At 54.5% G+C, this 25,980-nt stretch carries 28 protein-coding genes and 1 tRNA gene; 18 read left to right on the top strand and 11 right to left on the bottom strand.

Annotated elements, in window-relative coordinates; genetic code table 11:
- Positions 1-46 precede the first annotated feature (46 nt).
- The 3 genes from H8B15_RS20500 to H8B15_RS20490 form a co-directional block, all read right to left on the bottom strand.
- Positions 47-253, bottom strand: a complete 207-nt coding sequence (locus H8B15_RS20500; RefSeq protein WP_187321512.1) for a hypothetical protein — start codon at positions 251-253, stop codon at positions 47-49.
- Between the two features lie 31 nt (positions 254-284).
- Positions 285-1,016 carry an urease subunit beta gene (locus H8B15_RS20495; protein WP_187321511.1) on the bottom strand — a complete coding sequence of 244 codons (732 nt, stop codon included), beginning with the start codon at positions 1,014-1,016 and terminating at the stop codon, positions 285-287.
- 189 nt (positions 1,017-1,205) lie between these two features.
- A complete protein-coding gene (locus H8B15_RS20490; protein WP_187321510.1) occupies positions 1,206-1,814 on the bottom strand; it encodes an urease accessory protein in 609 nt (202 codons plus the stop codon).
- Between the two features lie 318 nt (positions 1,815-2,132).
- On the opposite strand from H8B15_RS20490, the gene H8B15_RS20485 reads away from it, so the two are divergent.
- The 4 genes from H8B15_RS20485 (at position 2,133) to H8B15_RS20470 (ending at position 6,103) form a co-directional block, all read left to right on the top strand.
- Positions 2,133-2,699, top strand: a complete 567-nt coding sequence (locus H8B15_RS20485; RefSeq protein WP_246455783.1) for a glutathione peroxidase — start codon at positions 2,133-2,135, stop codon at positions 2,697-2,699.
- Positions 2,700-2,781: 82 nt separating this feature from the next.
- A complete protein-coding gene (locus H8B15_RS20480; protein ID WP_187321508.1) occupies positions 2,782-4,626 on the top strand; it encodes a DUF885 domain-containing protein in 1,845 nt (614 codons plus the stop codon).
- A 198-nt stretch (positions 4,627-4,824) separates the two neighbouring features.
- A complete protein-coding gene (locus tag H8B15_RS20475; protein WP_187321507.1) occupies positions 4,825-5,463 on the top strand; it encodes a flavin reductase family protein in 639 nt (212 codons plus the stop codon).
- A gap of 91 nt (positions 5,464-5,554) precedes the next feature.
- Positions 5,555-6,103 (top strand): DUF4126 family protein, encoded by a 549-nt coding sequence (locus tag H8B15_RS20470; RefSeq protein ID WP_187321506.1) that lies wholly within the window; start codon positions 5,555-5,557, stop codon positions 6,101-6,103.
- An 86-nt stretch (positions 6,104-6,189) separates the two neighbouring features.
- Here the strand turns inward: H8B15_RS20470 and H8B15_RS20465 are convergent, their stop codons facing one another.
- Entirely contained in the window at positions 6,190-6,492 is a 303-nt protein-coding gene (locus H8B15_RS20465) for a hypothetical protein (protein ID WP_187321505.1), read from the bottom strand.
- A 101-nt stretch (positions 6,493-6,593) separates the two neighbouring features.
- Here H8B15_RS20465 and H8B15_RS20460 point away from each other — a divergent pair, with 101 nt between their 5' ends.
- Positions 6,594-7,298, top strand: a complete 705-nt coding sequence (locus H8B15_RS20460; RefSeq protein ID WP_246455781.1) for an adenine nucleotide alpha hydrolase — start codon at positions 6,594-6,596, stop codon at positions 7,296-7,298.
- Positions 7,299-7,538: 240 nt separating this feature from the next.
- Here the strand turns inward: H8B15_RS20460 and H8B15_RS20455 are convergent, their stop codons facing one another.
- Together H8B15_RS20455 and H8B15_RS20450 are read right to left on the bottom strand one after the other, a co-directional pair.
- Positions 7,539-9,056 carry an HTTM domain-containing protein gene (locus tag H8B15_RS20455; protein WP_187321504.1) on the bottom strand — a complete coding sequence of 506 codons (1,518 nt, stop codon included), beginning with the start codon at positions 9,054-9,056 and terminating at the stop codon, positions 7,539-7,541.
- Positions 9,057-9,217: 161 nt separating this feature from the next.
- The gene (locus H8B15_RS20450; RefSeq protein WP_187321503.1) at positions 9,218-9,622 is read right to left on the bottom strand and encodes a hypothetical protein; all 405 of its coding nucleotides are present in this window, start codon (positions 9,620-9,622) and stop codon (positions 9,218-9,220) included.
- Between the two features lie 312 nt (positions 9,623-9,934).
- Between H8B15_RS20450 and H8B15_RS20445 the strand changes: the two genes are divergently transcribed.
- From H8B15_RS20445 to H8B15_RS20435, 3 genes are all read left to right on the top strand, one after another.
- A complete protein-coding gene (locus H8B15_RS20445) occupies positions 9,935-10,339 on the top strand; it encodes a thiol-disulfide oxidoreductase DCC family protein (RefSeq protein WP_187321502.1) in 405 nt (134 codons plus the stop codon).
- Positions 10,340-10,386: 47 nt separating this feature from the next.
- Positions 10,387-11,394, top strand: coding sequence for a zinc-binding dehydrogenase (locus H8B15_RS20440; protein WP_187321501.1), 1,008 nt, complete (start codon positions 10,387-10,389; stop codon positions 11,392-11,394).
- A 140-nt stretch (positions 11,395-11,534) separates the two neighbouring features.
- Positions 11,535-11,801: a hypothetical protein gene (locus tag H8B15_RS20435; RefSeq protein ID WP_187321500.1), complete on the top strand. Its 267-nt coding sequence runs from the start codon at positions 11,535-11,537 to the stop codon at positions 11,799-11,801.
- Positions 11,802-11,862: 61 nt separating this feature from the next.
- Here the strand turns inward: H8B15_RS20435 and rfaD are convergent, their stop codons facing one another.
- Positions 11,863-12,828: an ADP-glyceromanno-heptose 6-epimerase gene (gene rfaD, locus H8B15_RS20430; RefSeq protein WP_187321499.1), complete on the bottom strand. Its 966-nt coding sequence runs from the start codon at positions 12,826-12,828 to the stop codon at positions 11,863-11,865.
- 105 nt (positions 12,829-12,933) lie between these two features.
- On the opposite strand from rfaD, the gene H8B15_RS20425 reads away from it, so the two are divergent.
- The 5 genes from H8B15_RS20425 (at position 12,934) to H8B15_RS20405 (ending at position 17,043) form a co-directional block, all read left to right on the top strand.
- Entirely contained in the window at positions 12,934-13,830 is an 897-nt protein-coding gene (locus tag H8B15_RS20425; RefSeq protein WP_187321498.1) for an ABC transporter substrate-binding protein, read from the top strand.
- Entirely contained in the window at positions 13,827-14,825 is a 999-nt protein-coding gene (locus H8B15_RS20420) for a FecCD family ABC transporter permease (RefSeq protein ID WP_187321497.1), read from the top strand. Before H8B15_RS20425 ends, H8B15_RS20420 begins: the two co-directional genes overlap by 4 nt.
- A 125-nt stretch (positions 14,826-14,950) precedes the next feature.
- Positions 14,951-15,373 (top strand): 6-pyruvoyl trahydropterin synthase family protein, encoded by a 423-nt coding sequence (locus H8B15_RS20415; protein WP_187321496.1) that lies wholly within the window; start codon positions 14,951-14,953, stop codon positions 15,371-15,373.
- Between the two features lie 108 nt (positions 15,374-15,481).
- Entirely contained in the window at positions 15,482-16,588 is a 1,107-nt protein-coding gene (gene lpxB / locus H8B15_RS20410) for a lipid-A-disaccharide synthase (protein WP_187321495.1), read from the top strand.
- Between the two features lie 29 nt (positions 16,589-16,617).
- The gene (locus H8B15_RS20405) at positions 16,618-17,043 is read left to right on the top strand and encodes a hypothetical protein (RefSeq protein ID WP_187321494.1); all 426 of its coding nucleotides are present in this window, start codon (positions 16,618-16,620) and stop codon (positions 17,041-17,043) included.
- Between the two features lie 106 nt (positions 17,044-17,149).
- On the opposite strand, the gene clpX is transcribed toward H8B15_RS20405, so the two are convergent.
- Positions 17,150-18,373, bottom strand: coding sequence for an ATP-dependent Clp protease ATP-binding subunit ClpX (clpX, locus tag H8B15_RS20400; RefSeq protein WP_187321493.1), 1,224 nt, complete (start codon positions 18,371-18,373; stop codon positions 17,150-17,152).
- Here clpX and H8B15_RS20395 point away from each other — a divergent pair.
- Positions 18,318-18,656 carry a hypothetical protein gene (locus tag H8B15_RS20395; RefSeq protein ID WP_187321514.1) on the top strand — a complete coding sequence of 113 codons (339 nt, stop codon included), beginning with the start codon at positions 18,318-18,320 and terminating at the stop codon, positions 18,654-18,656. The two genes, clpX and H8B15_RS20395, sit on opposite strands and share 56 nt — an antisense overlap.
- Positions 18,657-18,678: 22 nt before the next feature.
- Here H8B15_RS20395 and H8B15_RS20390 read toward each other — a convergent pair whose 3' ends face one another.
- From H8B15_RS20390 to H8B15_RS20380, 3 genes are all read right to left on the bottom strand, one after another.
- Positions 18,679-19,386, bottom strand: coding sequence for a ClpP family protease (locus H8B15_RS20390; RefSeq protein ID WP_258048881.1), 708 nt, complete (start codon positions 19,384-19,386; stop codon positions 18,679-18,681).
- A gap of 106 nt (positions 19,387-19,492) precedes the next feature.
- A complete protein-coding gene (gene tig, locus H8B15_RS20385; protein ID WP_187321492.1) occupies positions 19,493-20,830 on the bottom strand; it encodes a trigger factor in 1,338 nt (445 codons plus the stop codon).
- Between the two features lie 162 nt (positions 20,831-20,992).
- Positions 20,993-21,074, bottom strand: a tRNA-Leu gene (locus H8B15_RS20380).
- A gap of 204 nt (positions 21,075-21,278) precedes the next feature.
- On the opposite strand from H8B15_RS20380, the gene H8B15_RS20375 reads away from it, so the two are divergent.
- From H8B15_RS20375 to H8B15_RS20360, 4 genes are all read left to right on the top strand, one after another.
- Positions 21,279-23,492 (top strand): RelA/SpoT family protein, encoded by a 2,214-nt coding sequence (locus H8B15_RS20375; RefSeq protein WP_187321491.1) that lies wholly within the window; start codon positions 21,279-21,281, stop codon positions 23,490-23,492.
- 144 nt (positions 23,493-23,636) lie between these two features.
- Positions 23,637-24,110 carry a Fur family transcriptional regulator gene (locus H8B15_RS20370; RefSeq protein ID WP_185280762.1) on the top strand — a complete coding sequence of 158 codons (474 nt, stop codon included), beginning with the start codon at positions 23,637-23,639 and terminating at the stop codon, positions 24,108-24,110.
- Positions 24,107-24,454 (top strand): STAS domain-containing protein, encoded by a 348-nt coding sequence (locus tag H8B15_RS20365; RefSeq protein ID WP_187321490.1) that lies wholly within the window; start codon positions 24,107-24,109, stop codon positions 24,452-24,454. The genes H8B15_RS20370 and H8B15_RS20365 overlap by 4 nt, the downstream gene beginning before the upstream one ends.
- Positions 24,454-25,725 carry an adenylosuccinate synthase gene (locus H8B15_RS20360; RefSeq protein WP_187321489.1) on the top strand — a complete coding sequence of 424 codons (1,272 nt, stop codon included), beginning with the start codon at positions 24,454-24,456 and terminating at the stop codon, positions 25,723-25,725. Before H8B15_RS20365 ends, H8B15_RS20360 begins: the two co-directional genes overlap by 1 nt.
- Positions 25,726-25,980 lie beyond the last annotated feature (255 nt).

The following is a 25,980-nucleotide window of genomic DNA, read 5'->3' as shown; positions in this document are numbered from 1 at the left end:
TTTATGACCCCAACCGAGTTTCGTCAAGCCGCCTGACCTCTATTTTTCACTGGCCTACCGGACAGGGAAGCCTACAAATTCCTTTATGGCCAACTAAAATACGTAAAGGCATAGGCGCTTTAACTCTCTCATAAATATCACTTTTGAAATAATATTGTTTCAAGCGAGAAATGTCTTCGTCTTCGCCAGCTTCACTTCCAAAAAGATTACGAATAGTCACATCATCGAATGAATTAACATGCTGCATTTTCATGGTTTCTACGGTTGGTTTTAGATCATGTGTATTATATCAACTTTTCCAACGCCCAAACCTTATTCTCCTCATCCACCTTCCCATCCGTCCAGCCATTGCCACCATACACAATCTGCTCCCCGGCCAGCGCCACCAGCGTCACGCGCTTTCGTTCGCCGGGCTCGAAGCGCACGGCGGTGCCGGCCGGGATGTTGAGGCGGTAGCCGAAGGCGGCGGCGCGGTCAAACTCCAGCGCAGCGTTGGTTTCGAAGAAGGGGTAGTGCGAGCCCACCTGCACGGGCCGGTCACCCTGGTTGAGCACGTCCAGCTCCACGGTATCGCGGCCTTCGTTGAGGATGAGGTCGTCCTCGGCCAGCAGGTACTCGCCGGGCCGGGCGTTGATGACGGTATCGGGGCCGGGGAGGGGTGGGCGGCGGGTGAGGCCGGAGCCGTAGAGCGCCAGCTCCGGCGAGCCATGTTCGCGGCAGATGGGGTAGTGCACCGTCACGAGCTTGGTGCCGTCGGGGAAGGTGCCTTCGATTTGCACCTCGGGTAGCAGGTCGGCTACGCCGGGCAGCACGTCGGCGTGGCCGAGGAGCTGCTTGCCCTTGTCCATGAGCACGGCCACGCTCTCGCCGTCGCGGATGAACTCCAGCAGCTGGGTAGCGAGCAGGGCCGTGGCCTCGGGGTAGTTGAGGCGCAGGCCGCGGGCGTAGCGCTTCTGGGCCACAAAGCCGGCCTGGTGCAGCACCAGCTTATCGAGGTCTTTGGGGGCGAGGTGCATGTGGGGAGTGGTGAAATTGTGAGATGGTGAAGTTGTGAATACGCCTGTCATCCTGAGCTTGCGAAGGACCTTATCACAGTAGAACAAATCGTTAATACGTCAGTCGTTCTACCGTGATAAGGTCCTTCGCAAGCTCAGGATGACAAAATACTTGGAAGACAAGATACTTCTAGATAGCAGCAAGCCAAACTACGTCAGCACATTCGAATAAATCATCCACCCCCCATACCCAATACTCAGCAACGACGTAACGACCACCACCGAGCTGGTGAGCACGCGGCTGATGCGCATGCGGGGCGTGAAGGGGATGTTCATGAGGGCGGCCGCGCCGAACATGCCGACTACTGAGCCCAGCCCGAACAGCAGGATATAGGCTAGGCTGTGGAGCGGGTCGCGTAGCTCGCTCATCACCAGCAGTACCAGCGCGCCGCTACCCGCTAGGCCGTGCAGCAGGCCAATGGCATAGGCCAGCTGATGGCGGTTGCGCGTGACGAGGGTAGGCAGCGTGTAGTTTTGTTTGTTGAGTAGTCGGCCTACCCCCATCGTAATCAGGAGCACGCCCACGGCCGCCTCGAAGTAGCCACTGGACAGAAACGTGACCTTGCCCAGCAGAATCAGCCCCCCGAACACCACCAGCGTGGTGGTGTGGCCCAGGCCCCAGTAGAGGCCGTCTTTCACGGCCAGCAGGGTAGAGTCGCGGCGGGCTACGAGCTGGCTGACGGCCAGCAGGTGGTCGGGCTCGAAGGCGTGGCCGATGCCGATGATGAAGGCGAAGAGAATGGGTAGGAAAGCCTGCATAGGCAGTGTAGAAAAGAGGGGGTAGGGGCAGCTTGCAGCCGCCCGTTGCGTTGGTAATGGCGTTTCAATATACTGCTCCGGTCGGGATGCCGGGGGGGCGTTGCGGCGGTGGTGTCCTCTGGTGAGGCAATGGCTCTTGGCAACGAACTGCGCGGGAAGCAACGACGGGCGCCTGCAAGGCGCCCCTACGGTCGGGCAGCTCAACCTGGGAAAACCAGCACCGCCCCAACGGAGTATCTTTACCAGAAATCCGGCGCGTGCCGGATGTGCCTCCTCCCGTTATTCCGCAGCGCTATGGCTTCGTTCCGTCAGAAACTCATGAAATTCCTGTACCCGCTGATTATGCGGCTGTCGAAGTCGAGCAGCAAGGGCAAGGTGCTGACCAGTCAGCAGCCAGCTGCCGCGCCGGTGTCGTTCTACGGGCTGGCGGGGCAGCGCAACAACGGCCAGGCCCTACCCTTCGCAGAGCTAAAGGGCAAGAAGGTGCTGCTGGTGAACACAGCCTCCAACTGCGGCTACACCAACCAGTACGAGGAATTGCAGCAGCTCTCGGAGCAGTTTGCCGACGAGCTGGTGGTGCTGGGCTTTCCGGCCAACGACTTTGCCGAGCAGGAAAAAGCCGACGACAAAACCATTGAGCAGTTTTGCCAGGTGAATTTTGGGGTGTCGTTCCCGCTGATGAAGAAAAGCGTGGTGGTGAAAACGCCGGCGCAGAATCCGGTGTACCAGTGGCTGAGCCAGGCCCAGCAAAACGGCTGGAACGAGCAGGCACCCGACTGGAATTTTTCGAAATACCTCGTTAGTGAAGACGGCCGCTTGCTCGGCTACTTCGGGCCGGCTGTGTCGCCGCTCAGCGACGATGTGACGGGCAGCATCCGGGCGTAACCGCGTGGCGGGCTAGCAATGGTGGCCCACACAAAAGCACGTATCTTTTCGCCCTCGCTTGTTCAGCTTGCCTACCTACCTTATGAAGAATTTTTTACTGGCCGGTGCCGCGGCCTGCTTTCTGCTGAGTTGCTCGGAGCAGAAAAAGAAACCAGCCGAAACGGCCGAAACTTCTACCCGTGTGCCCAAGCCCGCCAGCCTGCGGGCGCTCTACAGCAACTATTGGGAGCAACAGTCGCGCTTTTTTCCGTTGGAGGCCACGGGCCAGGGCGACAACCGCTTCAACAACCGCCTACCCAACGACCAGACGCACGCCTTCCGGGACTCGCTGCGCACGTTCTACCAAACCTCCCTCGACCAGTTGCACCTGTTCCAGCGCGACTCGCTGGCCGAGAACGACAAAATCAGCTACGACATCTTTGAGTACGAGATGCAAACCCGCTTGGGCGGGCTGAAGCTGAACACTTGGCAAATGCCGTTTCAGCAGTTCTGGGGCCTACCCCTCACCATGGGGCAACTGGGTGCGGGCACGGGCAACCAGCCCTTCAAAACGGCTAAGGACTATGACAACTGGCTGGGCCGCACCAAGGGCTTCGCCGTGTGGGCCGACTCAGCCATTGCCAACTTCCGGGTAGGGATGCGCACGGGGGTGGTACTGCCGCGGCCGCTGGTGGAGAAGATGATTCCGCAGATGGAGGCTTTTGTGGTGAGCGACCCCACCAAAAGTCTGTTTTTTGCGCCAGTGAAGCAGTTTCCGGAGGGCGTGTCGGAGGTAGACCAGCAGCGGCTGGTCGATTCCTATAAGGCGGCTATTCTCACGCAGCTGGTACCCACCTACCGCAAACTGGCCGATTTCCTGAAGAACGAGTACCTGCCCGCGGCTCGTACCACCACTGGCATTTCCGAAATTCCGAATGGCGCCGACACGTACCGTTACTACGTGCACTACTGGACTACTACCGACAAAACGCCGGAGGAAATCTACCAGACCGGCCGCGCCGAGGTGAGCCGCATTCGGGGCGAGATGGAGGAAATTAAGGTGAAAGTGGGCTTTAAAGGCGATTTAGCAGCGTTTTTTGAACATCTGAAAACCGATAAGCAGTTCACGCCCTACCAAAACTCCGAGCAGGTGCTCAACGCCTTCCGCGGTATTCAGACGCGCATTGAGCCTAACCTGAAAAAGATGTTTGGCCGCACGCCCAAAACGCCGTTCGAGATTCGGCAAACGGAGGCGTTCCGGGCCGCATCGGCCTCTGCCGAGTACAACCAGGGTAGCCCCGACGGCGCCCGGCCGGGTATTTTCTACATTCCGATTCTGAATGCCCGCGAGTTCAACGTCACCTCGGGTATGGAGTCGTTGTTTCTGCACGAAGCCATTCCGGGCCACCACTACCAGATTTCGTTGCAGCAGGAAAACGACAGCCTGCCCAAGTTCCGGCGCTTTGCCTGGTACGGGGCCATGGGCGAGGGCTGGGCGCTGTATACCGAAAGCCTGGGCCGGGAGCTGGGCCTCTACACCGACCCCTACCAGCGCATGGGCGCCCTGGGCGACGAGATTCACCGCGCCATCCGGCTGGTGGTAGATGTGGGCATGCACACCAAGGGCATGACCCGCGAGGAGGCCATTCAATACATGATGGAAAACGAGGCCATCAGCGAGCAGGGCGCCACGGCCGAGATTGAGCGCTACATGGCCATTCCGGGTCAGGCGCTTTCCTACAAGGTGGGGGCTCTGAAAATTCAGGAGCTGCGTGCCAAATACCAGAAGCTGCTGGGGGCCACGCAGAAGCTGCGCCCCCGCAACCCCCGCGAGCGGAGCAGTCACTTCAGCCTTAGTGCCTTCCATGATGAGCTACTGAAGGATGGTGTGATGCCCCTCTCGGTGCTGGAACGCAAAATGGACGCCTGGGCCGAAGACCAGCGGTAGGGTAGGGCCACGAAGGCAAACAATCCAGAACATTACTCTGACCCATCAGAACGTCATGTTGAGCGAAGGCGTAGCCGTAGTCGAAACATCTCCGTCGCAGCAGTAATTTCCAACGATTAGGATTACTCACGGGCGAGATGTTTCGACTACGGCTACGCCTTCGCTCAACATGACGTTTCGTCCTTAATTTCACTACTCATGCCCCACATCACCGCCGCCGATATCGAGTCGTACGAGAAAATTTACCGGCTCAACCTCATCAATGCCATTACCGGCTATAAGCCTGCCAACCTCATCGGCACGGCCTCGCCCATGGGGCACACCAATCTGGCTATCTTCAGCTCGGTAGTGCATCTGGGTTCCAACCCGCCGTTGTTGGGCATGGTTACGCGTCCTACCTCGGTGCCGCGCCATACTTATTCTAATATTCAGGAGACGAGCTGCTACACCATCAACCACGTGCCTGCTGCCTACGTGGCGCAGGCACACTACACGTCGGCCAACTTTCTGGCCGAGGAGTCGGAGTTTGATGCGTGCGGGTTCACACCGGTATATCGCGACGATTTTCCGGCGCCTTATGTGCAGGAAAGCCAGATTAGCATAGGGCTGCGCTTGCAGGAGGAAATCGAGATAAAAGCTAACGGTACGCGGCTGCTGGTGGGAGCGGTAGAACACATCTACCTCCCCGACGCGGTGCTGCAACCCGACGGCTCGCTGCACCTGGCCGCTGCCGCCGACATCTGTATTTCTGGTCTCGACGGCTACCATAGCGTTACGCCGCTGGCGGCATTTGCCTATGCCCGCGCCGGGCAGGGGCCGCAGCCGAAAGAGGAGTAGCCAGAATTCTTTGGTCAGAATATTCGTCCGGGTAGGAAGTTGCGCCGTTAAAGAAGGCAGGAAATAACTCCCTCCATCTTTCTATTGAATCATGAAAAATAAATTCTGGCAAACGCTGGGGCTGGCTACCGTGGCCAGCATGCGCAGCATGCTGGCTCCAGCCTTGTTGAGTAAATCGTTGGTGAAGCATAAATCGCCCTACCTCGGCAATTCGCCCCTGCGCTTTATGCAGTCTTCCATTACGGCCAATGTGCTGTCGGTATTGGCTGGAGCTGAGCTGATTGGCGACAAGCAGCCCGATGCCGCAGACCGTACGTCGGCTGGTGTACTACCCAGCCGGGCCGTGGCGGGTGCCCTGCTGGGTGCTACGCTCTATAAATCGCAAAAGGGTAGTGCCCTCGCCGGCGCTCTGCTTGGTAGCGCGGCGGCTGTGGCCACTAGCTATGCTACCCTGGCTTTCCGCAAACAGCTTATTAGCAGCACCAATCAACCCATTCTGGCTGGTATTATTGAAGATGGTATTGCCGTAACCAGCGGCTTATCCATCTTGAAGGGCCGCAAAGGCACCAAACTTACCAAGGCCGATAAGAAAGCGAACCGAGAAGCGAAGCAAGCTGCCAAGGCTAGGCAGATGGCTTAAAAACCGGTGCAATCAATTAGCAGAACGCCCCCCGGAACTGGTTCCGGGGGGCGTTCTGCGTTACAGATATTAAGATAGAAAGGCAATTAATTGCTGCCGTTCATAGCAGGTGGGTTCTGGCCGCCGGGGGCGTCCATGGCGCCGTTGTTGCTGGTAGGCGGTGTGTCTTTGGTAGCTTGGTCGGCGGGCGAGTCCAGGCCCTGTGGTGTGGTTACCGTTTCCTTTGCATTCACGCTATCAATATCGGTATCGGTGGCGCGGGCTTCGGGGGCCTCCGCAAAGGTGCCCTCGCGCTGGGTTTCGTTGCCGGGGCCTTTGCTGTAGTCGCAGGAAGAGAAAGACAAGGTGGCGGCTGCCAGCGCCGCGCACAGGAAGAAAGAGCGTTTCATCGGGAGTTAGTCATGTAAGTGGAGTCAGAAAGGCTATACGTAAACTACCCAGCAAACGGCCGGCTTAGCCAGTAGAATTGGCGGGCGCGTATCTTCGGCCAATGGCAATTTCGATAACCATGAGCTGGAGTGGGGGCAAGGATTCGGCCCTGGCGCTCTACCATCTGCTGCGCAACAACTACTACCAGGTAACGCACCTGCTCACCAACGTAAATGCGCACTACGGCCGCGTATCTATGCACGGTGTACGGGTAGAACTGCTGGAGGCGCAAGCCCAACGCCTGGCCCTACCCCTGCACCAAGTGCGCCTACCCGAGTCGCCCAGCATGAGTGAATACGAGCAACACATGCAGGCGGCTTTGCAGGAATTGCAGGCGCAGGGCACCCTGCATGTGGCATTCGGGGATATTTTTTTGGAAGATTTGCGCGCCTACCGCGAGCAGCAACTCACCCGGCTAGCTATGCAAGCACTGTTCCCGCTGTGGCAACGCCCTGCCACCGAGCTGTTGCACGAGTACCTGACGCTGGGTTTCCGGGCCGTAGTGGTGTGCGTAAACGAAGCCTACCTCGACCGCAGCTTCTGCGGCCGCCTACTCGACGCCGACTTCCTCCGCGACTTACCCGCCGGTGTAGACCCCTGCGGCGAAAATGGCGAGTACCATACCTTCCTCTTCGACGCCCCCTACTTTCCGCATCCTATTCCCTTTCAGCGCGGCGACATTGTGCGGCGTACCTACCCTGCACCAGTCGGAGAAGCACCGCTAAGCGCCTTTTGGTATTGTGATATTCTGTTGGGTGAGGGGTGAAATAGTGAGATAGTGAAATGGTGAGTGGTGAGTTAGGAAAATGTCTGTCATCCTGAGCATTCCGCGCATCAAGCGGCGACGAAGGACCTTATGCCAGTTGAACGAGGTCGTTAATACGATTATCGTTCTCACGTGAGAAGGTCCTTCGTCGCCGCTTGATGCGCGGAATGCTCAGGATGACAGACATTTTCCTAACTCACCACTTCACCACTCACCATTTCACTATCTCACCATCTCACCTCACGGCGCGCAGCCGCATAGCACTTCGCGGGTGGGCTTGGTGGTTTTATAATTGGGTAGCGTTACTTCCTTCATATAAATGACTTCCAGCTGCTTGAGCCGTGGGTGTCTGGCGTTTTCTCCCCAGATGCGCAGCAGGTAGTTGCAGTAATACGGCCGCATAAAGGCGTTGCTCACAAACAGATAGTTCTCAGAATACTTGCGCCACCGGTCGTTAGGGAACAGGCTCACCACGGAGGCCGGCTTGGTGTAGGTGAGCGGCGCCCCGCCCCGGTTTAGGTCTATCTTACGCCCCGCAGCAGTAGTGCCTTCCAGAATATACCAGCCATCATCCTTGAAAACTGCCGGCGCAAACATGCCCCAGTGCTGATCGATGCGAAATAAATAGCCCAGCCACTGCATTCGCTCCGGCATGGCCCAGCGCTTGGACGTAACGGTATCGAAATTCCACCAGCAGATGTACACCAGCAGCACGCTCACCACCGTATTGCGCACGGCCCGAAGCAGCGTGACGCTCTGCGGCGCGTGCTCGATGTGGGCGGCCAGGTGCACCCGCACCGGGCTACGCCAAGTAGGCGTCGGCCACCGCCACCCGGTGCGCCACTGCCCCAAGCGCGTGCCAAGGCGCTGGGCGGGCGGTACCAGCTTGCGTTCCAGCCAGTCCATGGCTGTGGGCGGGAGCAGGCCGGGTAGGGAAGCCCAGTTGATCAGGAAAAACAAGCCTACAAAAAGTGTGAGGCTAATGCCCAGATGAAACAATACGAGCACCCCAATAAATAGCCCGCGCCACCACGCTACGCGCCACGGAATAAACAGCGCAAAGGGCAGTAATAGCTCAGTGTAATAGGTGGCAAACGTTAACCCGCGCATCAGCTCGGGGTAGGGGTAGAGCAGCCGGCCCACCGGGAGTAGCATTTGGTCGAGGCTGAGGGCGTAGTATAGTGCGGTGCCCGTTTGTGTCCATTCGGCGCCGCTTTTGAGTAGCGCTGTGCACCAGTAGAGCAGGGCCAATTGCACGATATAGGCAACGGTGGCGGCGCTGCACGTGGTGAGGCTGGTAGGCGAGGGTTGCCGCCGGCTATCAAGCGAGTATACGCGACCCCAGGGTAGAAAAATGCCCCAAAACAGCAGCATCCGCAGCAAATCGTCGCCGCCCTGCCCAATCAGCGGATTACGGTTCTGCACCGATACCAGCAGCACCCACGAAACGATGGTCATCAGCCGCGTGCGGTAGCCTAGCAGCATGGCCACGGCAGCCGCGGCGGCCAGCAGAAACAGAATGGCCTGCACTTGCCACAGCCCACTACTGGTATGAAAGGAAAACTCGTAGGGGTTCCAGTTGTGCTCGTAGAGAACGTGCAACGGCAGCACACCCATGTTGGAATAATGTGCTTCCAAATCGGTGGCGCGGATGGCTAAGTCCACGAGTACCACGGCTGATACCGCTACCCGCAATAGCGCCAGCGCACGCACATCCAACACAAACGGCCGCCGAATAACAGCTACTACACGATTCATAGATGAGTAAGGCTAATCAAAACTACCAGCCACACGCGTAGCTGCTACCACACAAGGGCGGACCTACCATACGCAAAAGCGGCCGAAAGCGCTATCCAGGGGATAAGGCTTCCGGCCGCTTGCAGGCCGTTAGGCCGGCAATAGTCGCATAATGTTGGGGACTACTGAGGAGTGCCGGTCGTCGTGCCGGTTGTGCCAGTCGTCGTGCCCGTGGTCGTGCCAGTCGTTGTGGTACCTGTGGTGGTGCCCATCGTCGTACCCGTAGTGGTACCAGTCGTGGTTGTGCCTGTGGTAGTCATACCCGTAGTGGTACCCGTGGTAGTCGTACCCGTTGTGGTGCTCATCGTACCAGTGGTAGAAGCATCCGTTGTGCCGGTAGTCGTACCAGTCGTAGTGCTCATCGTGCCCGTTGTGGTGGCATCCGTACCCGTGGTGGTCGACTCAGTGCCGGTAGTGGTCGTGCCGTCTGTCGTACCCATTTCTGAGGTCGTGTTGCAGGCACCTAAGCCCAGGCCGCTGGCCAGCACAGCGGCTGCCAACAAAGCGAAGCGATTCTTCTTAATCATCGTTTTTGGTGAATTGGTGAAAGAATGCAAGTGGTGCCATTCAAGGCAAATAGCTCCCTTGTACGCTTATTGTTGGTAGCGGGGTTGCAGATATTTTAGTAAAAGCAGGTATTTTGTACGTTATCTATTATGGTATGGGTTGGCTTTTAAAGAGTTATTAACGAGGATGCTATTTTAGCAAAACCGCTAGTAGTCTATAAGTTGTTGCGCTACGTATCGCAACGACCAGCTTCTACTGGGTAGTGAAGGCAACGAAAAACGGATTTCTACCGTGTCAGGAAGTAACTACAGGAAGATCCTGCGCTAGCTCACATGCCCCAACCACCTGCCATTATTTTGTTTGATGGAGTCTGCAACCTGTGCAATGGCTTCGTGCAATTCGTCATTGCCCGCGACGCGCAGGCCCGTTTTCAGTTTGCCTCGCTGCAATCGGAGGTAGGGCAAGCGTTGCTGGCCGCGCACAACATCGTGGTAGTGGCCACTCCCGAATCGGTAGTATTGGTAGAAAACGGGCGCGCCTATACGCACTCACAGGCCGTGCTGCGCATTCTGCGGCAGTTGCCAGGCTGGCGGTGGCTGTATGCTTTTCGGGTGGTGCCGCGCCGCCTACGCGATGCCGCCTACCGATGGGTAGCGCGTCACCGCTACCAGTGGTTTGGTCGGCAGGAGGAAGCATGCTGGCTGCCTACCCCAGCGTTACGGGCCCGCTTTCTATAGCCACTTCTGGCGTTTTTTTGTTCTCACTGCTCATCACAACCTGGTTTATGCAAGCTCTTGTTTTAGATGGGGTCAATCAGCCCCTGCAACTTCGTGAAGTTCCTACCCCCACACCCGGCCCCGGCGAGGTGCTCATTCGGCTGCACGCCGCTGCCCTCAACCACCGCGACGTCTGGATTCAGAAAGGCCAGTATGCTGGCCTGAAGTTTCCCTGCATTTTAGGCTCCGATGGTGCCGGTACCGTTGCAGAAGTAGGCGAAGGAATCGACGAAAAGCTGCGCGACCAAGCCGTATTAGTGAATCCCGGTATGCAGTGGGGCGATAATCCCGCCGCGCAGGCCAAAGACTTCCAGATTTTGGGCCTGCCGCACGATGGCACCTTTGCCGAATACGTGTGCGTGCCGGCCCGTTACGTGCACCCGTTGCCAGATCACCTCAGCTTTACGCAGGCGGCCGCGCTGCCGCTAGGTGGCGTCACGGCGTATCGGGCGCTGCTTACCCGCGCCCACCTACAGGCCGGCGAGCGGGTACTGGTATCGGGGGTAGGCGGGGGAGTGGCCCTGCTGGCCCTACAAATGGCCGTAGCCAGCGGCGCCGAGGTATGGGTAACGTCCAGCTCAGCGGACAAAATAGAGCAAGCCAAGTCCTTAGGTGCCAAAGGTGGCATCAACTACCAAGACGAAAATTGGCCTGCTACCCTCATCAAGCAGGCCAACGGTGGCTTCGACGTTATTATTGATAGCGCTGCTGGGCCAGGCTTCAACAACCTAATCGATGCTGCCTCGCCCGGCGGGCGCATCGTGTTCTACGGTGCCACCCAGGGTGATATTCCGGAAGTGCCAGCCCGCAAGATCTTCTGGAAACAACTATCGATACTGGGCTCTACCATGGGCACGGAGCAGGATTTTGCCGGGCTGTTGCAGTTCGTAAGCGACAAAAAGCTGGAGCCAGTCATTGACAAAACCTTTCCGCTGGCGGAAGGCGAAGCTGCCCTGCGCCATATGGATGACGGCGCACAATTCGGCAAAATAGCCTTGCAAATTATACCAGATTAGCCGGTAGCCAGTAGTAAATGGCGCAACTGTTTTATGTGAAAAATTCTACTAAATGCCTTAGCAAAATCGAATGATTTGGCTAAGGCATTTGTTGTATAAGCAGCCCACAAAACCTACACGTACCCCACTTACTATATCGTATGAAATCAGCTGCTGAATACCTCGAAGCCCCGGTTTTTTATCTTACTTACCCCACCGGCGAAGAAGCCGAAAACGTGCCGGTAGTGGCCTATGAAGAGGCCGTGCGCGCCATAGAAGCTGCCCTGGCCGACGCGGCAGAGTACAAATACTTGTTGCTGCGTGCCCTGCGCCGGCAAGTGACATCTGAAGCTGACGTTGTACCCACTGCAGAAGCTACTCTGCGCCCCATGTTTCCGACGGACGACAATCAGGAGCTAGCTGCATAACTACAAAGGCCCCGACGATATGCGTATCGCCGGGGCCTTTGCTAGTGAGAGTAGGGTAGGATTACATGTAGTGATTAGGCACTAGGTAGTTCTGCACATAGTCAGCAATGCCATCCTCCAGGCGCGTAAAAGGACGGTCGTAGCCGATGCTACGCAGCTTTTCCATATTGGCTTGCGTGAAGTACTGGTACTTGTCGCGAATAACCTCAGGCGTATCCTGAAACTGGATATCGGCCGTACGACCGAGGGCGGCGAAGGTATTCAGAGCCAGATCGAGGAAGGTGCGTGCTTCGCCGGTACCCAGGTTATAGATGCCCGAGTGCTGGCGCGTCTGCATCAGGAAGTAGCAAACTTCCACCACGTCTTTCACATAGATAAAATCGCGCTTCTGCTCCCCATCGGCGTAGTCGGGGTTGTGAGAGCGGAACAGCGTCATGGAACCCGTTTGCTGAATCTGCTGGTAGGCGTGCAAAATCACGGAGGCCATACGGCCTTTGTGGTATTCGTTGGGGCCGTACACGTTGAAGAATTTCAGCCCAGCCCAAAAAAATGGCTTTTCGGGTTGCGCTACGGCCCATTTATCAAAGTCGTTTTTAGAGTCGCCGTAGGCGTTTAGCGGCTGTAGCAAGTGCAGCAGAGCTTCGTCGTCGTCGTAGCCCACGGTGCCCAGGCCGTAGGTAGCCGCCGAGGAGGCATACACCAGCGGCAGTTGGTAGCGGCAGCAGGCCTGCCACATCTGCTTGGAGTAATCGAGATTGAGCAAATCCAGCACGTCGCGGTTTTGCTCGGTGGTGTCGGTGCGGGCACCCAGGTGAAAGATGAACTCCACCTGCTCGTGATGCTCGTCCAGCCAGTCGAAAAACTCGTTGCGGTCCACGTATTCTTTCAAGCGCTTCCCGCTCAGGTTGGGCAGCTTGTGCTCCACGGCAAAATTGTCGACCACCACAATGTCGTTGAAGTTGGCGGCATTGAGGCGGGTGACGAGGCAGCTGGCAATGAAGCCGGCCGCGCCAGTAACTACGATCATAGGAGTAGGGTTTGCGACAAAAGTAAGAAAGTAGCGTGGAGTGCTACCGTAACGGAATCGGCGTTCCGAAGTTGACCTCCGCCGCGGGCTCCGTACTTTTACGATATGCCTCGTTGCCTCCTGTTTTCGCTCCTGCTGTTGCTGGCCTGCCAGCCCGACCGGCCACCGGCTACAACCGCTGCCGCCCCCCAACAACTCCACGACGACCTGGGCCGCCCCGTGACAGTGCCTGCCCAGCCGCGCCGCATCATGTCCCTGGCCGCTTCCATGACCGAAATGCTGTTTGCCGTGGCCGATACGGCTACCATTGTGGCCCGTACGCAGGTGTGCGACTACCCCGCCGCGGCCCTGCGCAAACCTATCGTCAACAGCTACCCTTTGGATATAGAGCGGCTGGTCAGCCTAAAGCCCGACGTGGTGTTTACCGTAGAAGGCATCACCTCCCTAGATGATGCAGCCCGCCTCGAAAAGCTGGGCATCCCCGTGTACTACCAGCGCTACGAGAAGGTGGCCGACATTCTGCGTGGCCTCCGCGACCTGGGCCGCATCCTGCACCGCGACGCCGCCGCCCGCCACCTCACCGATTCGCTGTCGGCTGCTTTGCAAGCCGTGCAACAGCTGCCCGCGCCTACCTCGCGCCCGGCCGTGCTGGCTATTACGTGGCAAGACCCTATCTATGTGTATGGGCAAAACACGCTGTTCACGGATAAAATTTGGCTGGCGGGCGGACAGAATGCCGTAGTAGAACAGTTTGCCCAGCCCTACCCGGCCCTCACCCGCGAGTATATTCTGAAGCTAAATCCTGATATGTTGCTAGGTGGCCGGTTCGGGAAAATGGATAGCACCTTTTTCAAAAACTACCCTGAGCTGCGCCGCATCCGGGCCTATCGGCAGAGCCGCGTGTACGACGCCACTGACGACCTAATGAGCCGGCCCGGCCCGCGCGTCGTAGAATCGGTGCGGGAGCTGCACCGGCTGATCTGGGCGCCGCCCGCCGTATGAGTCGCCGCCCCGCGCCTTGGCTGCTGGGTAGCCTGCTAGTGCTGCTGGTGCTGATAACGGTGGGCCTACGCATCGGCAGCTACGATACCAGCTACGCCCTCATCGGCCGTGCCCTGCTGCACTACAATCCCACCGACCCCGCTCAACTGGTGCTGGTGCAGCTTCGACTACCCCGCATCCTGTTGGCTCTGCTGGCAGGTGGTGGCCTGGCGTTCAGCGGGTATCTGATGCAGGCGATGGTAAACAATCCGCTGGCCGACCCCTACCTACTGGGTACAGCCTCGGGCGCGTCGCTGGGGGCTATTCTGTGTTTCGCGCTGGTGCCTACCCTCACGGTAGCAGGTATTTATCTTCCTCCATTAGCGGCGCTGGTGGGTGCTTTTGGCGCTACCTTGGTGGTGGTGCTGCTGGGTACCCGGCGCGGACAGTTGCTACCCGCGCAGCTGCTTCTGGCCGGCGTGGCAGTAGGGTCGCTCACTACGGCTATTGGGGGCGTGCTCACGTTTATGGCTAGCAGTCAGGAAAAGCTACGCACCGTTGTTTTCTGGGCGATGGGTAGTTTCGAGCGGGCAGGTTGGGAATTGCTGCCCTACCCGGCAGTGGCGTTGGCCGGAGCCCTACTGCTGTTCACCTTCCGCCGCCACGAGCTGAATATCTTGCTGCTAGGGGAGGAGCGCGCCGAGGCATTAGGCGTCCCGGTGGCCCGCACGCGGTGGTTGCTGCTGCTCACATCCTCGGTGCTTACTGGTTGTATAGTAGCGCTTTGCGGACCTGTCGGCTTCGTTGGGTTGATGATTCCGCACATCACGCGTTGGGTGCTGGGCGTCACGGGGCCATTGAATCTGTTGTTCTGTGCTATTGTGGGAGCTAATTTTCTGCTGGCTTGTGATCTGCTGGCCCGCCTGCTCTACCCCCCCGCCGGCCTACCTGTTGGGTTGGTCACGGCCCTATTCGGCGTGCCGTTCTTCGTATATTTGCTGCGAAAAAAAGGGTAGCAAGATCTTTCAGAGGCTAAGGGGTAGAGGGTCTGGAAACTGGTTGACCAGTCAACAACTCTTCACCAGAATCAAACGCAATTTCTTAGTCCCTTGGTCCATCAGGCCCTAACACCCCAGTACCCATGATATACATCAGCCGCCAGGAGCACTTCAACGCTGCTCACAAACTATATAACCCAAAGTGGAGCGACGAGCGCAACCACGAGGTATTTGGCCCCTGTGCCAATGTAAACTGGCACGGCCACAACTACGAATTGATAGTAACGGTGAAGGGGAATCCTGACCCCGAAACCGGCTTCGTAGTCGACCTAAAAGCCCTGAGCACCCTCATCAAGCAGCACATTATCGACCAGGTAGACCACAAAAACCTTAACCTGGACGTGCCCTTTATGGTCGATAAAATGGCCAGCACCGAAAACCTGGTCATAGCTTTCTGGGAAATCCTGGCCCGCGAACTACCTAGCATTACATCGGCACAATTGCACTGCCTCAAACTTTACGAAACCCCTCGCAACTTCGTCGAATATTACGGCGAAACGGAATAGTTAATAATTAAGAAGGTGTAATTAAAAGTCGAGCTATTATCGTTTTAGTTAAAGTCGAATTTTAATTAACAATTCCTAATTAATAATGCACAATTGTTAATTAAAAAGATGAAGTACTACCTGATTGCAGGCGAGCGTTCCGGCGATTTTCATGCTGCTAATTTGATGCGACAGTTACAGCAGCAAGATAGCACCGCCGATTTTCGCTTTTGGGGTGGCGACATGATGCAAGCCGTGGGTGGGACTATGGTGCACCACTACCAGGAAATGGCCATCATGGGCTTTTGGGAGGCAGCCACCAGCCTACTCAAATTTCGGGGCTACCTCAAAGAGTGCCAGAAAGACTTACTCTCCTATAAGCCCGATGTCGTTATTCTGGTTGACTATGCTGGCTTTAATATGCGCGTGGCAAAGTTTGCCAAGGAGCATGGTATCAAGGTGTTCTATTATATCTCGCCTAAGATATGGGCCTGGAACCAAAGCCGGGTACACAAGGTAAAGGCGCTGGTTGACAGGATGTTTGTTATCCTACCTTTCGAAGAGGAGTTCTACCAACGCTTTGGGTATAAAGTAGACTATATCGGCAACCCCACTGCCGATGCCGTGGCCGAGCACCCCACCGCCCCCGATTTCTACCAGCGCAACCATCTTGATCCGCAGAAGAAGATTATTGCGGTACTACCCGGTTCGCGCAAGCAAGAAATAGAGGAAATGCTCTACGAGATGGTAGCCATCCTGCCACCTTTCCTCGACTACCAGTTCATCGTGGCCGGCGTCGATAACCTCGACCCCAACTATTACGCTCATTTCGAGCGCAACAACGTCCGCATCCTCTTCGATCAAACGTACGACCTGCTCCGACACGCCACCGCCGCCCTCGTTACCAGCGGCACCGCTACCCTGGAAACGGCCCTGTTTGGCGTGCCGCAGGTGGTGTGCTACCGCACCAGCGCCGTTACCTACGCCATCGGCAAAGCGGTTATCAAAGTGCCTTACATCTCACTCGTCAACCTCATCGTCGGCCGTGAGGTGGTAAAGGAGCTGATTCAGGGTGAATTTAACTCTCGAAACCTCGTTACGGAGCTAAAGAAAATTACCGACGACGAAGAGTTTATTACCAAGCAGAAAGCCGGCTACGCCGAATTGCGTGAGAAGCTAGGTAGGCACAACGCGGCGGAAAAAGCGGCGATGCTAATGGTTGGGTATTTGAAATAAATAATACTTAATTTATAATTTCTAAAATTATGTCTTATAGACAGATGATACTAGCGGCAATAAGTAGAACAGAAAGTATCAAACAACTGCCCACCTTTACTGATTTGTTAAAAGAATCGGAAAAGGCTAATGACTGGGTAAAAGGATTGCCGTTAGATACGTATCGGCCTTCGTTCAGTGACTGTGGTCTTATCGAACTCTTTTATGACGTGACAGGCAGTAAGGCTTTAGGGTATTATATAATTGGTGAAAAATGTGGACGTAAAAAATTTTATACAAAATTTATGATGATAACGGCTAATGTAGAAGGTATGGAACTGGTTGGCGATTGGTTGTTCCCATTTAATGCTACTTTTGGTATTAAGGCTGAATTTGATACAAATGTTTTTATTGAGATTCAAAAAGGTTTTTGGCGACATCCAATTAATCATTCTTTAATCAGCTCAGCAGAGTAGAATAAATGCTAAGTTGATTTTTGCTCTCGTATCTCGGAAGCTAAAAACATAAGGGTTTCGCGATATTTATCGCGAAACCCTTATGTTTTTAGCTTCCGAGATACACCTACGCCGCCCGCAACTGCTTCAGCGGCGACTGCTCAAACTTGCTACGCGCATAATCTGCATCAATTACCAATTCATTCGCATCAGCATCCGATGGCATATCAAACATGGCATCGGTCATGATGCTTTCGCAGATGCTGCGCAGGCCGCGGGCGCCGAGGCGGTATTCGTCGGCGCGCTGCACGATATATTCCAGGGCGTCTTCCGAGAAGCTCAGTTCAATACCTTCCATCTGGAACAAACGCTGGTATTGCTTCACGATGGAGTTCTTCGGCTCGGTCAGGATTTTACGCAGGGTAGCGTGGTCCAGGGGGTTGAGGTGCGTGAGCACGGGTAGGCGACCAATCAGCTCCGGAATCAGGCCGAAGGCTTTCAGGTCCTGGGCCGTCACGTAGCGCAGGAAGTTTTCGGTGTCGATTTTCTCCTCCAGCTGCGTTTTGGCAAAACCGATGGGCTTGGTATTGAGGCGGTTTTTGATGATGCGCTCGATGCCTACAAAGGCACCGCCGCAGATGAACAGGATATTCTCCGTATTCACCGTAATCATTTTTTGCTCGGGGTGCTTGCGGCCACCGTGCGGGGGCACGTTCACGGTAGTGCCCTCCAGCAGCTTCAGCATGGCCTGCTGCACACCCTCGCCGCTCACGTCGCGCGTGATACTAGGGTTGTCGCTCTTGCGGGCAATCTTGTCAATCTCGTCGATGTAGACGATACCGCGCTCGGCCGCTTCCACGTTGTAATCGGCGGCTTGCAGGAGGCGCGTCAGGATGCTTTCTACGTCTTCGCCTACGTAGCCGGCTTCTGTCAGCACGGTAGCATCGGCTATGCAGAAAGGTACTTGCAGGATGTTGGCCAGCATGCGCGTCAGGAAGGTTTTGCCGGTACCGGTTTCGCCTACCATGATGATATTCGATTTTTCAATCACCACATCATCCTTCTGTGGCTTCTGCATCAGGCGCTTGTAGTGGTTGTATACCGCCACCGACATCACCTTCTTGGCCTCGTCCTGCCCTACCACGTACTGGTCGAGATAGTCCTTCATCTCGCGCGGCTTCACCAGATTGAACTTGGGCGCTTTGCTGTTCGAGCGAATCTTGTTTTCCTCGTTCAATATCTGCTGGGCCTGACCCACGCACCGCTCACAGATGTGGGCATTGATGCCGGAAATCATGACCGAAACTTCTTTTTTGGCTTTGCCGCAGAAGGAGCACGTTATATCTGCCATTGTAGGACTCTCAGAAATAGGGGGTAGAACCGGTAGAAATGCAACCGGTTATCAAAGGTACGAAAAGGCCAACGCCCAGCGAGCAAAAAAAAGTTGCCACAAATCGGAAATCCGCCCAAAGCAAAAAGCCCGCCGAGTGACCCTGAGGCCAATAGCGGGCTTTTATATTCACAAGGTGGGGGTGGATAAAAACCGTCATTTTGACCAGCGGGAGAAGTCTCGCGTGCTGACGCCGGATAGTAATTACCGGAGCACGCAAGATTTCTCCCGCTGGTCGAAATGACGTTCAGAAAAATCCTAGAAACCTAGTCTTTCTTTTTCTCCAGCACCTCGTCAATCAAGCCGTACTCTTTGGCCTCATCGGCACGCATCCAGTAGTCGCGGTCCGAGTTATCGTGAATTTCTTGATAAGTCTTGCCAGTGTGCATGGCCAGGATGTCGTACAGCTCCTTGCGCAGCTTCAAAATCTCGCGGGCCGTGATTTCGATATCCGACGACTGACCCTGCGCGCCACCCGAAGGCTGGTGAATCATGACGCGGGCGTGGGGTAGGGCCGAGCGCTTGTCTTTGGCACCACCAGCCAGCAATACGGCACCCATCGAAGCAGCCAAGCCGGTGCAGATAGTAGCTACATCAGGATTCACGTACTGCATCGTGTCGTAGATACCCAGGCCGGCATACACCGAGCCACCGGGCGAGTTGATATAGAGCAGGATATCCTTCTTCGCGTCGGCCGACTCCAGGAACAGCAGCTGCGCCGTGATGATGTTAGCGATATAATCATCAACGCCCGTGCCCAAGAACACGATGCGGTCCATAATCAGGCGCGAGAAAACGTCAATTTCAGCAAAGCGCGTAGGGCGCTCCTCAATTACCGAGCGCGTCATACCCGTGGGTAGCATCAGGCCGTTGCGGGTCTGGCCTTCTACGTGCTGGATGTATTGGTCAACGCCCAGGCTGCTCATGCCTTGGCCTTTCACAGCAAACTTGCGGAATTCTTGTTTATTCAGCATGGGAAAAAATAAGGTAGTATGAGTTCAACGAAAACTATGGGTCAACAAAAAAGCCCTTACGGCAAGTAAGGGCTTTTTTGTTGACCTGAAAACCTAGAGCGGCAAATTAGCTTGCTTGTTGGTTTTGATTGCGGAAGTCCTCGGCCGTAATCGGTGTTTCGTTAACAACAACTTTGCCGCGCAGGTTTTCGAGTACTTTCTCTGCCAGAATGGCTTCATACTCGTCCACGTAGTTCTTGCCGTTGTCCTGGCGCAGGTAGTTATCGGCAAAGCTGCGCATCGATGCTTGCAGCTCCTCGTTCACCTCGGGCAGGTTGAACTGGCCCATGATTTTCTGAATGGTGCGGTCTACGATTTCGTCGTTCGACACCTTCAAGCCTTCCGTTTCTACCACTTTGTTGCGCACCATCGACCACTTCAGCTCGCGCTCGTAGTCGTTGTAGTGCTCGTCTACCTGCTCAGCCGTCAGTTTGCCCTGATTGGCGCGTACCAGCCACTTCTTGAAGAACTCTTTGGGTAGATCAACCTGCAGGCTGTCAATTACTTTGTCGATAATCTGACGGTTTACCAAGTTGTCGGCCTCACGGTCGTAGTTCTCTTGGATAGTGGTGCGCACCTTCTCGTCGAACTCTTCTTTCGAAGTCACAACGTCTTTGCCAAACACTTTATCAAACAGCTCTTGGTTAAACTCAGCAGCGTCGGTGCGGTTGATTTTCTCCACCGTCAGCGTGTAGTCACCGCTTACCTCAGCAGCTTCGTCTTTGCTCAGGCCCGAGAAGTTGGCAATAGCTGATACGTCGCCGTCAAAAGCATCTTTCAGATCGAAGGTGATGCTGTCCTCCGGCTTCACGCCGATGAAGCGCTCCGCGCCATTCTTCACCTTGTTGATGGGGAGCAGTACCACGTTGCCTTCTTCCTCAGCGTCAGCCTTTTTCAGGCGACCGTAGAGGTAGTCGTTGGCTTCCGAAACTTCGGGGTTGGTGCTTTCGCCAAACTGACGGCCAATCTGGTCGTAGGTCTCGGTGAGGGTAGCCTCGTCGAGCGACACCTGGTTGCGGTCTACCGTAATGCTCTGATCAGCAGGTAGCTCAATCTCGGGCAGCAAGCCCAGCTCAAACTGGAAGCTGAAGTCTTTCTGGTTGTCGAAATCAACATCCGTCGGCACCGGAATGGGTTCACCCAGAATGCGCAGGTTATTCTCCTTAATATACGCATCTACCGATTTGCCCAACCGCTCGTTGATTTCATCGGCCAGCAAGCCTTTGCCGTACATTTTGCGCACCAAGCCAGCGGGCACTTTACCTGGGCGGAATCCTTTGATTTGCGCTTTTTTGGCGTAGTCCTTAATCTTTTGGTCTACATTGGCAGCATAATCGGCTTCCGTCAGGTTTACTGTCAGGATGGCACTCAGCTGGTCGTCTTTCTTGTCGAGGGTAATGTCCAAAACAGGTCGTCGGTTAGAAGTAGGGTAGGGCTTGCGCTATTATGCTTGGCCGTTCCCCACGGCGGATGAATACGTGGTTGAAAAAGAAAAGCCCCCAACGGGTGGGTTGAGGGCTTCTGTTGTTGTTTCTAGCATGAACCAGAAACGAATACTATAAATAAGTGCGGATGGAGGGACTCGAACCCACACGCCTTGCGGCACCAGATCCTAAGTCTGGCACGTCTACCAATTTCGCCACATCCGCGTATCCCGGCCTTCTGCCTTGGGGGCGCAAAGCTACGCAACTGTTTTTAATATCCAAAAGCAAAATAAAGTGTTTGTGTAATAATGAGTGCAGACAAAGCATCGAAAGTCAAAAAGACAACCTTTTACAGGCTTTCCGCTGTTGGTCTATGTTGTACCTTCGTTTCTTACTCTGCCTACCCGGAGCGGTGCTCCACTTGCATCTATGGCTACCCCTATCGACCCCGAAGCAGAACGTAATGAGATTCTGCGTCACTACCGTCGTCTATTACGCACGGCAAAGCCTATTCTTAAAGAAGGCGATGCCAAGCTGATTAAAAAGGCATTCAATACCTCGCTGGAAGCGCACAAAAATATGCGCCGCAAGTCCGGCGAGCCATACATTCTGCACCCGTTGGCCGTAGCGCAGATTGTGGTAGAAGAAATCGGGCTGGGTACTACCAGCATCGTATCGGCGCTGCTACACGATGTGGTAGAGGACACGCCTTGGGAAATCAGTGACGTAGAGCGTGAATTTGGCTTTAAAGTAGCGCGCATTGTAGATGGGCTAACCAAGATATCGGGCGTGTTCGACTACGGTACGTCGGAGCAGGCGGAGAACTTCCGCAAGATGCTGCTCACGCTTTCGGAAGACGTGCGCGTAATTCTCATCAAGCTTGCCGACCGCCTGCACAATATGCGCACGCTCGACTCGATGCCGCGCCATAAACAACTCAAGATTGCCTCCGAAACCATTTACCTCTATGCTCCACTGGCTCACCGCTTAGGACTATACACTATTAAGAGTGAGCTAGAGGATTTATACTTGAAGTACACTGATACGGAGGTGTATAATGAGCTGCGCAACAAAGTCCGTCAAAGCCAGAGCGTCCGTAACCGTTTTATTAAAGAGTTTGTGGCGCCTATAGATGAGGAGCTGGATGCTCAGGGCTTTCACTACGAAATCAAGGGTAGGCCGAAATCCATTTATTCCATTCTGCGGAAGATGCGCAAGCAAAATGTCTCCTTCGAAGAGGTGTATGATTTGTTTGCTATCCGCGTGATTTTGGATGTGCCCTACGAACAGGAAAAAGCAGCCTGCTGGCAAGTATATTCCATTGTTACAGACTTTTACCAACCCAATCCCGACCGCCTACGCGACTGGGTGAGCACGCCCAAAACCAACGGGTATGAGTCGTTGCACACCACCGTCATGTCACGTTCTGGGCAATGGGTAGAGGTGCAGGTGCGCACCAAGCGTATGGACGAAATTGCCGAGAAAGGTTATGCTGCCCACTGGAAATACAAGGATGCCGCCACCTCGCAGGCCGAATCGAGCTTGGAAGCTTGGATCAACAAGGTGCGCGAAATGCTCGAAACTAATAACTCCAGCGCCTTGGAGTTCATGGACGAATTTCGCCAAAATCTATTCGTAAAGGAAGTCTACGCCTTCACACCCAAAGGCAAGCTTATCATCCTACCCGACAAATCAACGGCGCTGGATTTTGCTTTCGAGATTCACACGCACATTGGCCTGCAATGTCTTGGTGCTAAAGTCAATCAAAAGCTGCAACCGCTCAGCTACCAGCTCCGCAACGGCGACCAAGTAGAGATACTGACTTCGCACAAGCAACGTCCTACCGAGGAGTGGTTGCAATATGTAACGACTTCCAAGGCACGCTCCCGCATCAAAGAATACCTACGAGACGACAAGAAAGCTAAGTCGGAAGATGGTCGCTACCTGGTAGAAAAGCGGTTGGAGCTACTTGGTGTTGCAAATACAGCTGAAAACTTACACCGACTCCTAACGCATTTTCATGTACATAGTCTGCCGGAGCTGTACTACCGCTTAGCTATTGGCCAGCTCGATGGTCGTGAGATTAAGGAAGAGCTATTTGATGAAGAAATAGCGCCTCAGCAGTCTTCCATCCTCGCACCCAAGTCTTTCGACCATGAGGTGCAAAAAGCACGTGGCGTACGTGCTGATATGCTCGTAATCGGCGAGCATACTAATACCTTCGACTATACCATTGCACCGTGCTGCAACCCTATTCCCGGTGATGATGTGTTTGGCTTCGAGACGGCTGACAAAGGCATTGTTATCCATCGCACATCCTGTCCGCAGGCGGTTAAGCTTATGTCGAACTATGGTAACCGCATTGTGCGCGCCAAATGGACCGATCAACTGGAACTAGCTTTTTTGGCTGGCATCCATATCAAAGGCTCCGACCGGATGGGTTTGATTAATGATGTAACAAAGGTCATTTCCAATAGCTTAAAAGTAAATATGCGTTCCATCACTGTGGATAGCAACGACGGAATGTTCGAAGGGCAGATTATGGTGTTTGTAAATGACACAGATCATCTTAATAAAATGATTCAGCGCCTCAGCAAAGTGCGCGGTGTACTTGGAGTCGAACGGTTCGATACTGTCCGTTGAAAAGTGCATAAAAGCATAAATAAAAATCGAAAGTCTAAAAAGGTATAAAAGAAGATGCGTTTAGTTGGGTAGTAGAGGCTAGCTAAAGGAGTTCAGTACTCTAGCTCCTACCCCTTTTACTCACCTTCTAAAGAAGACCATTCAATGCTTGACAAAGAAAAATTTGAGGAAGTGAAGAAAATCTTCACCGCCTACCTTGAAAATAAAGGACTGCGCAAAACGTCGGAGCGCTACGCTATTTTAGAGGAAATCTATTCCCGCACTGGTCACTTTGATGTGGAGGAACTATTTGCGGGTATGAAGACCAGAGGACTGCAAGTAAGCCGCGCTACTGTCTATAACACGCTGGATTTGTTGGTCGAACACGGCTTGGTGAGTAAGCATCAGTTTGGCCGTAACCTAGCTCAGTATGAGAAGTCCTATGGCTACCGTCAGCACGACCATGTGATCTGTACGGAGTGCCACAAAGTAGTGGAGTTCTGCGACCCTCGTATTCACGGTATTCAAACAATGGTCGGTGAACTTTTGAATTTCCATATCTTGCATCACTCCTTAAACCTATATGGGGTGTGCGGTGACTGCCGTGCCAAAGCCGCAGCCCACTCTTCAGCCGAATGAATAGTAGCTCTGCCGTCGAAGATGGCATTTTGTACCTGCGCCTCTCCGGCGACCTAATCGGGAGTCCCGATTCCCAGCAAATTTTGCAAATCGTCAACGAATACTTGGGTGACGCCATCCGATTTTGTGCCATCAACCTGTCCGCCGTGCGCTTCATCAATAGCACAGGTATTGGTGTGTTGGTATCCGTTCTAACCAAATTCCGCAACCAAGGCGGCGAGTTGGTCTTGATAAAACCGTCCGAGCAGTTGCAGAAACTACTGCTTATCACTAAGCTAAACGCCATTTTCACTATTGCTACCGATGAAGCATCGGCGGCTGAACACTTGAAAGCTGCAAACTAATGCCAGTTGACGTACTCGTAGGACTACAGTGGGGAGATGAAGGGAAAGGAAAAATTGTCGATGTGTTGGCCCCCACATACGATGTAGTTGCCCGGTTTCAGGGTGGCCCCAACGCAGGCCATACTCTATTTTTCGACGGTGTAAAACATGTATTACACCAAGTGCCATCCGGTATTTTCCATCCACACATTATTAATGTAGTCGGCAATGGGGTAGTGCTCGACCCGGTTGTGTTTCGTGGAGAGCTGCAAAAGCTGACGGATCGTGGCATTCAATGGGGCGAGAATCTTTTCATCTCGCAAAAAGCCCAACTGATCCTTCCGTCGCATCGCGCCCTAGACCGCATTCTGGAGGAGGCTAGGGGAGGAGGAAAGATTGGCTCTACCCTGAAAGGTATTGGCCCTACCTACCAAGATAAGGTAGGTCGTACAGGCCTACGGGTAGGCGACATCCTATTGCCCGATTTCAAAGAGCGCTACGCAGAGGCAGTTGCTCGCCATGCCCAACTAGCTGCTTTCTACCAGCAAGATTTGGCTATAGAAGCGCACGAAGCCGAGTTTTTCTCTGCTATTGATTTTTTGCGCACGCTACAGCTAACTAATACAGAGTATTTGCTAAACGACTTGTTACGGCAAAACAAACGGATCTTGGCTGAAGGGGCTCAGGGAGCCATGCTGGATATTGATTTCGGTACCTATCCTTTCGTTACTTCTTCTAGCACTATTGTAGCAGGTGCTTGTACCGGCCTAGGCGTAGCACCTAGCCATATCGACAAGGTATACGGCATAAGCAAAGCCTACTGCACGCGTGTGGGTAGCGGGCCTTTCCCCACCGAGCTACATGATGAGGTAGGAGAGCAAATTCGTCAAGCCGGTCACGAATTCGGATCTACTACTGGGCGTCCTCGTCGTTGTGGCTGGATCGATTTGCCTGCCTTACGCTATAGCATCATGCTGAATGGCGTAACAGAGATTCACTTGATGAAGGCAGATGTGCTGGACGAGTTCGACGAAATTCGGGTGTGTACGCATTATCAGCTACCCAATGGTGAGACAACCGACCAATTTCCAGACTACGGTACATTACAGAATGTAACGCCAATCTATCATTCCTTGCCTGGCTGGCGCACTACCCTCCAAAAAATCACGGATCCAGAAGCGTTACCTCAATCGTTAAAAGAGTATCTGCGCTACCTCGAAGAGAACTTATCAGTTCCAGTTAGTATCGTGAGCGTAGGGCCTGATAGAGTGAGTACGTTACATCTTAATTAAGAGTATCAGGCAAAAAAAGAGTGGGGCACAAGCTATGTAGCTTGTGCCCCACTCTTTTTTTGCCTGATAAATAAAGCCTTACAATTTATAGCGCTTTTTTTTAGTCCAGCGCATTTGGAAAGTTGCGAATCAACCACCACTTTTGCACTCCCAAACCGAAACGCGGGTGGGTTGAACCGACAAGCAGGACTCTTAGCGCTTGGCAACGAGTCGGCCCGACAAAAAAAAGTTTTTGCCGGATGCTTGCAAATTCAA

The sequence above is a fragment of the Hymenobacter citatus genome (assembly GCF_014333615.1).
Taxonomy (GTDB): domain Bacteria; phylum Bacteroidota; class Bacteroidia; order Cytophagales; family Hymenobacteraceae; genus Hymenobacter; species Hymenobacter citatus.
The sequence above is the reverse complement of the archived record's forward strand: the minus strand, read 5'-3'. Positions and strand labels throughout refer to the sequence as shown.

What these genes read in the sequence shown, in the direction of transcription:
- H8B15_RS20475 (WP_187321507.1), top strand. Translation starts at nt 4,825, where the DNA reads ATGCCCCACATCACCGCCGCCGATATCGAGTCGTACGAGAAAATTTAC.
- H8B15_RS20485 (WP_246455783.1), top strand. Translation starts at nt 2,133, where the DNA reads ATGAAATTCCTGTACCCGCTGATTATGCGGCTGTCGAAGTCGAGCAGC.
- H8B15_RS20455 (WP_187321504.1), bottom strand. Translation starts at nt 9,056, where the DNA reads ATGAATCGTGTAGTAGCTGTTATTCGGCGGCCGTTTGTGTTGGATGTG.
- H8B15_RS20390 (WP_258048881.1), bottom strand. Translation starts at nt 19,386, where the DNA reads ATGCTGAATAAACAAGAATTCCGCAAGTTTGCTGTGAAAGGCCAAGGC.
- H8B15_RS20360 (WP_187321489.1), top strand. Translation starts at nt 24,454, where the DNA reads ATGCCAGTTGACGTACTCGTAGGACTACAGTGGGGAGATGAAGGGAAA.
- H8B15_RS20420 (WP_187321497.1), top strand. Translation starts at nt 13,827, where the DNA reads ATGAGTCGCCGCCCCGCGCCTTGGCTGCTGGGTAGCCTGCTAGTGCTG.
- H8B15_RS20375 (WP_187321491.1), top strand. Translation starts at nt 21,279, where the DNA reads ATGGCTACCCCTATCGACCCCGAAGCAGAACGTAATGAGATTCTGCGT.
- H8B15_RS20365 (WP_187321490.1), top strand. Translation starts at nt 24,107, where the DNA reads ATGAATAGTAGCTCTGCCGTCGAAGATGGCATTTTGTACCTGCGCCTC.
- H8B15_RS20470 (WP_187321506.1), top strand. Translation starts at nt 5,555, where the DNA reads ATGAAAAATAAATTCTGGCAAACGCTGGGGCTGGCTACCGTGGCCAGC.
- H8B15_RS20480 (WP_187321508.1), top strand. Translation starts at nt 2,782, where the DNA reads ATGAAGAATTTTTTACTGGCCGGTGCCGCGGCCTGCTTTCTGCTGAGT.
- H8B15_RS20450 (WP_187321503.1), bottom strand. Translation starts at nt 9,622, where the DNA reads ATGATTAAGAAGAATCGCTTCGCTTTGTTGGCAGCCGCTGTGCTGGCC.
- H8B15_RS20370 (WP_185280762.1), top strand. Translation starts at nt 23,637, where the DNA reads ATGCTTGACAAAGAAAAATTTGAGGAAGTGAAGAAAATCTTCACCGCC.
- H8B15_RS20435 (WP_187321500.1), top strand. Translation starts at nt 11,535, where the DNA reads ATGAAATCAGCTGCTGAATACCTCGAAGCCCCGGTTTTTTATCTTACT.
- H8B15_RS20405 (WP_187321494.1), top strand. Translation starts at nt 16,618, where the DNA reads ATGTCTTATAGACAGATGATACTAGCGGCAATAAGTAGAACAGAAAGT.
- lpxB (WP_187321495.1), top strand. Translation starts at nt 15,482, where the DNA reads ATGAAGTACTACCTGATTGCAGGCGAGCGTTCCGGCGATTTTCATGCT.
- rfaD (WP_187321499.1), bottom strand. Translation starts at nt 12,828, where the DNA reads ATGATCGTAGTTACTGGCGCGGCCGGCTTCATTGCCAGCTGCCTCGTC.
- H8B15_RS20465 (WP_187321505.1), bottom strand. Translation starts at nt 6,492, where the DNA reads ATGAAACGCTCTTTCTTCCTGTGCGCGGCGCTGGCAGCCGCCACCTTG.
- H8B15_RS20395 (WP_187321514.1), top strand. Translation starts at nt 18,318, where the DNA reads ATGACCGAAACTTCTTTTTTGGCTTTGCCGCAGAAGGAGCACGTTATA.
- H8B15_RS20415 (WP_187321496.1), top strand. Translation starts at nt 14,951, where the DNA reads ATGATATACATCAGCCGCCAGGAGCACTTCAACGCTGCTCACAAACTA.
- H8B15_RS20445 (WP_187321502.1), top strand. Translation starts at nt 9,935, where the DNA reads ATGCCCCAACCACCTGCCATTATTTTGTTTGATGGAGTCTGCAACCTG.
- H8B15_RS20500 (WP_187321512.1), bottom strand. Translation starts at nt 253, where the DNA reads ATGAAAATGCAGCATGTTAATTCATTCGATGATGTGACTATTCGTAAT.
- H8B15_RS20425 (WP_187321498.1), top strand. Translation starts at nt 12,934, where the DNA reads ATGCCTCGTTGCCTCCTGTTTTCGCTCCTGCTGTTGCTGGCCTGCCAG.
- H8B15_RS20440 (WP_187321501.1), top strand. Translation starts at nt 10,387, where the DNA reads ATGCAAGCTCTTGTTTTAGATGGGGTCAATCAGCCCCTGCAACTTCGT.
- H8B15_RS20490 (WP_187321510.1), bottom strand. Translation starts at nt 1,814, where the DNA reads ATGCAGGCTTTCCTACCCATTCTCTTCGCCTTCATCATCGGCATCGGC.
- H8B15_RS20495 (WP_187321511.1), bottom strand. Translation starts at nt 1,016, where the DNA reads ATGCACCTCGCCCCCAAAGACCTCGATAAGCTGGTGCTGCACCAGGCC.
- clpX (WP_187321493.1), bottom strand. Translation starts at nt 18,373, where the DNA reads ATGGCAGATATAACGTGCTCCTTCTGCGGCAAAGCCAAAAAAGAAGTT.
- H8B15_RS20460 (WP_246455781.1), top strand. Translation starts at nt 6,594, where the DNA reads ATGGCAATTTCGATAACCATGAGCTGGAGTGGGGGCAAGGATTCGGCC.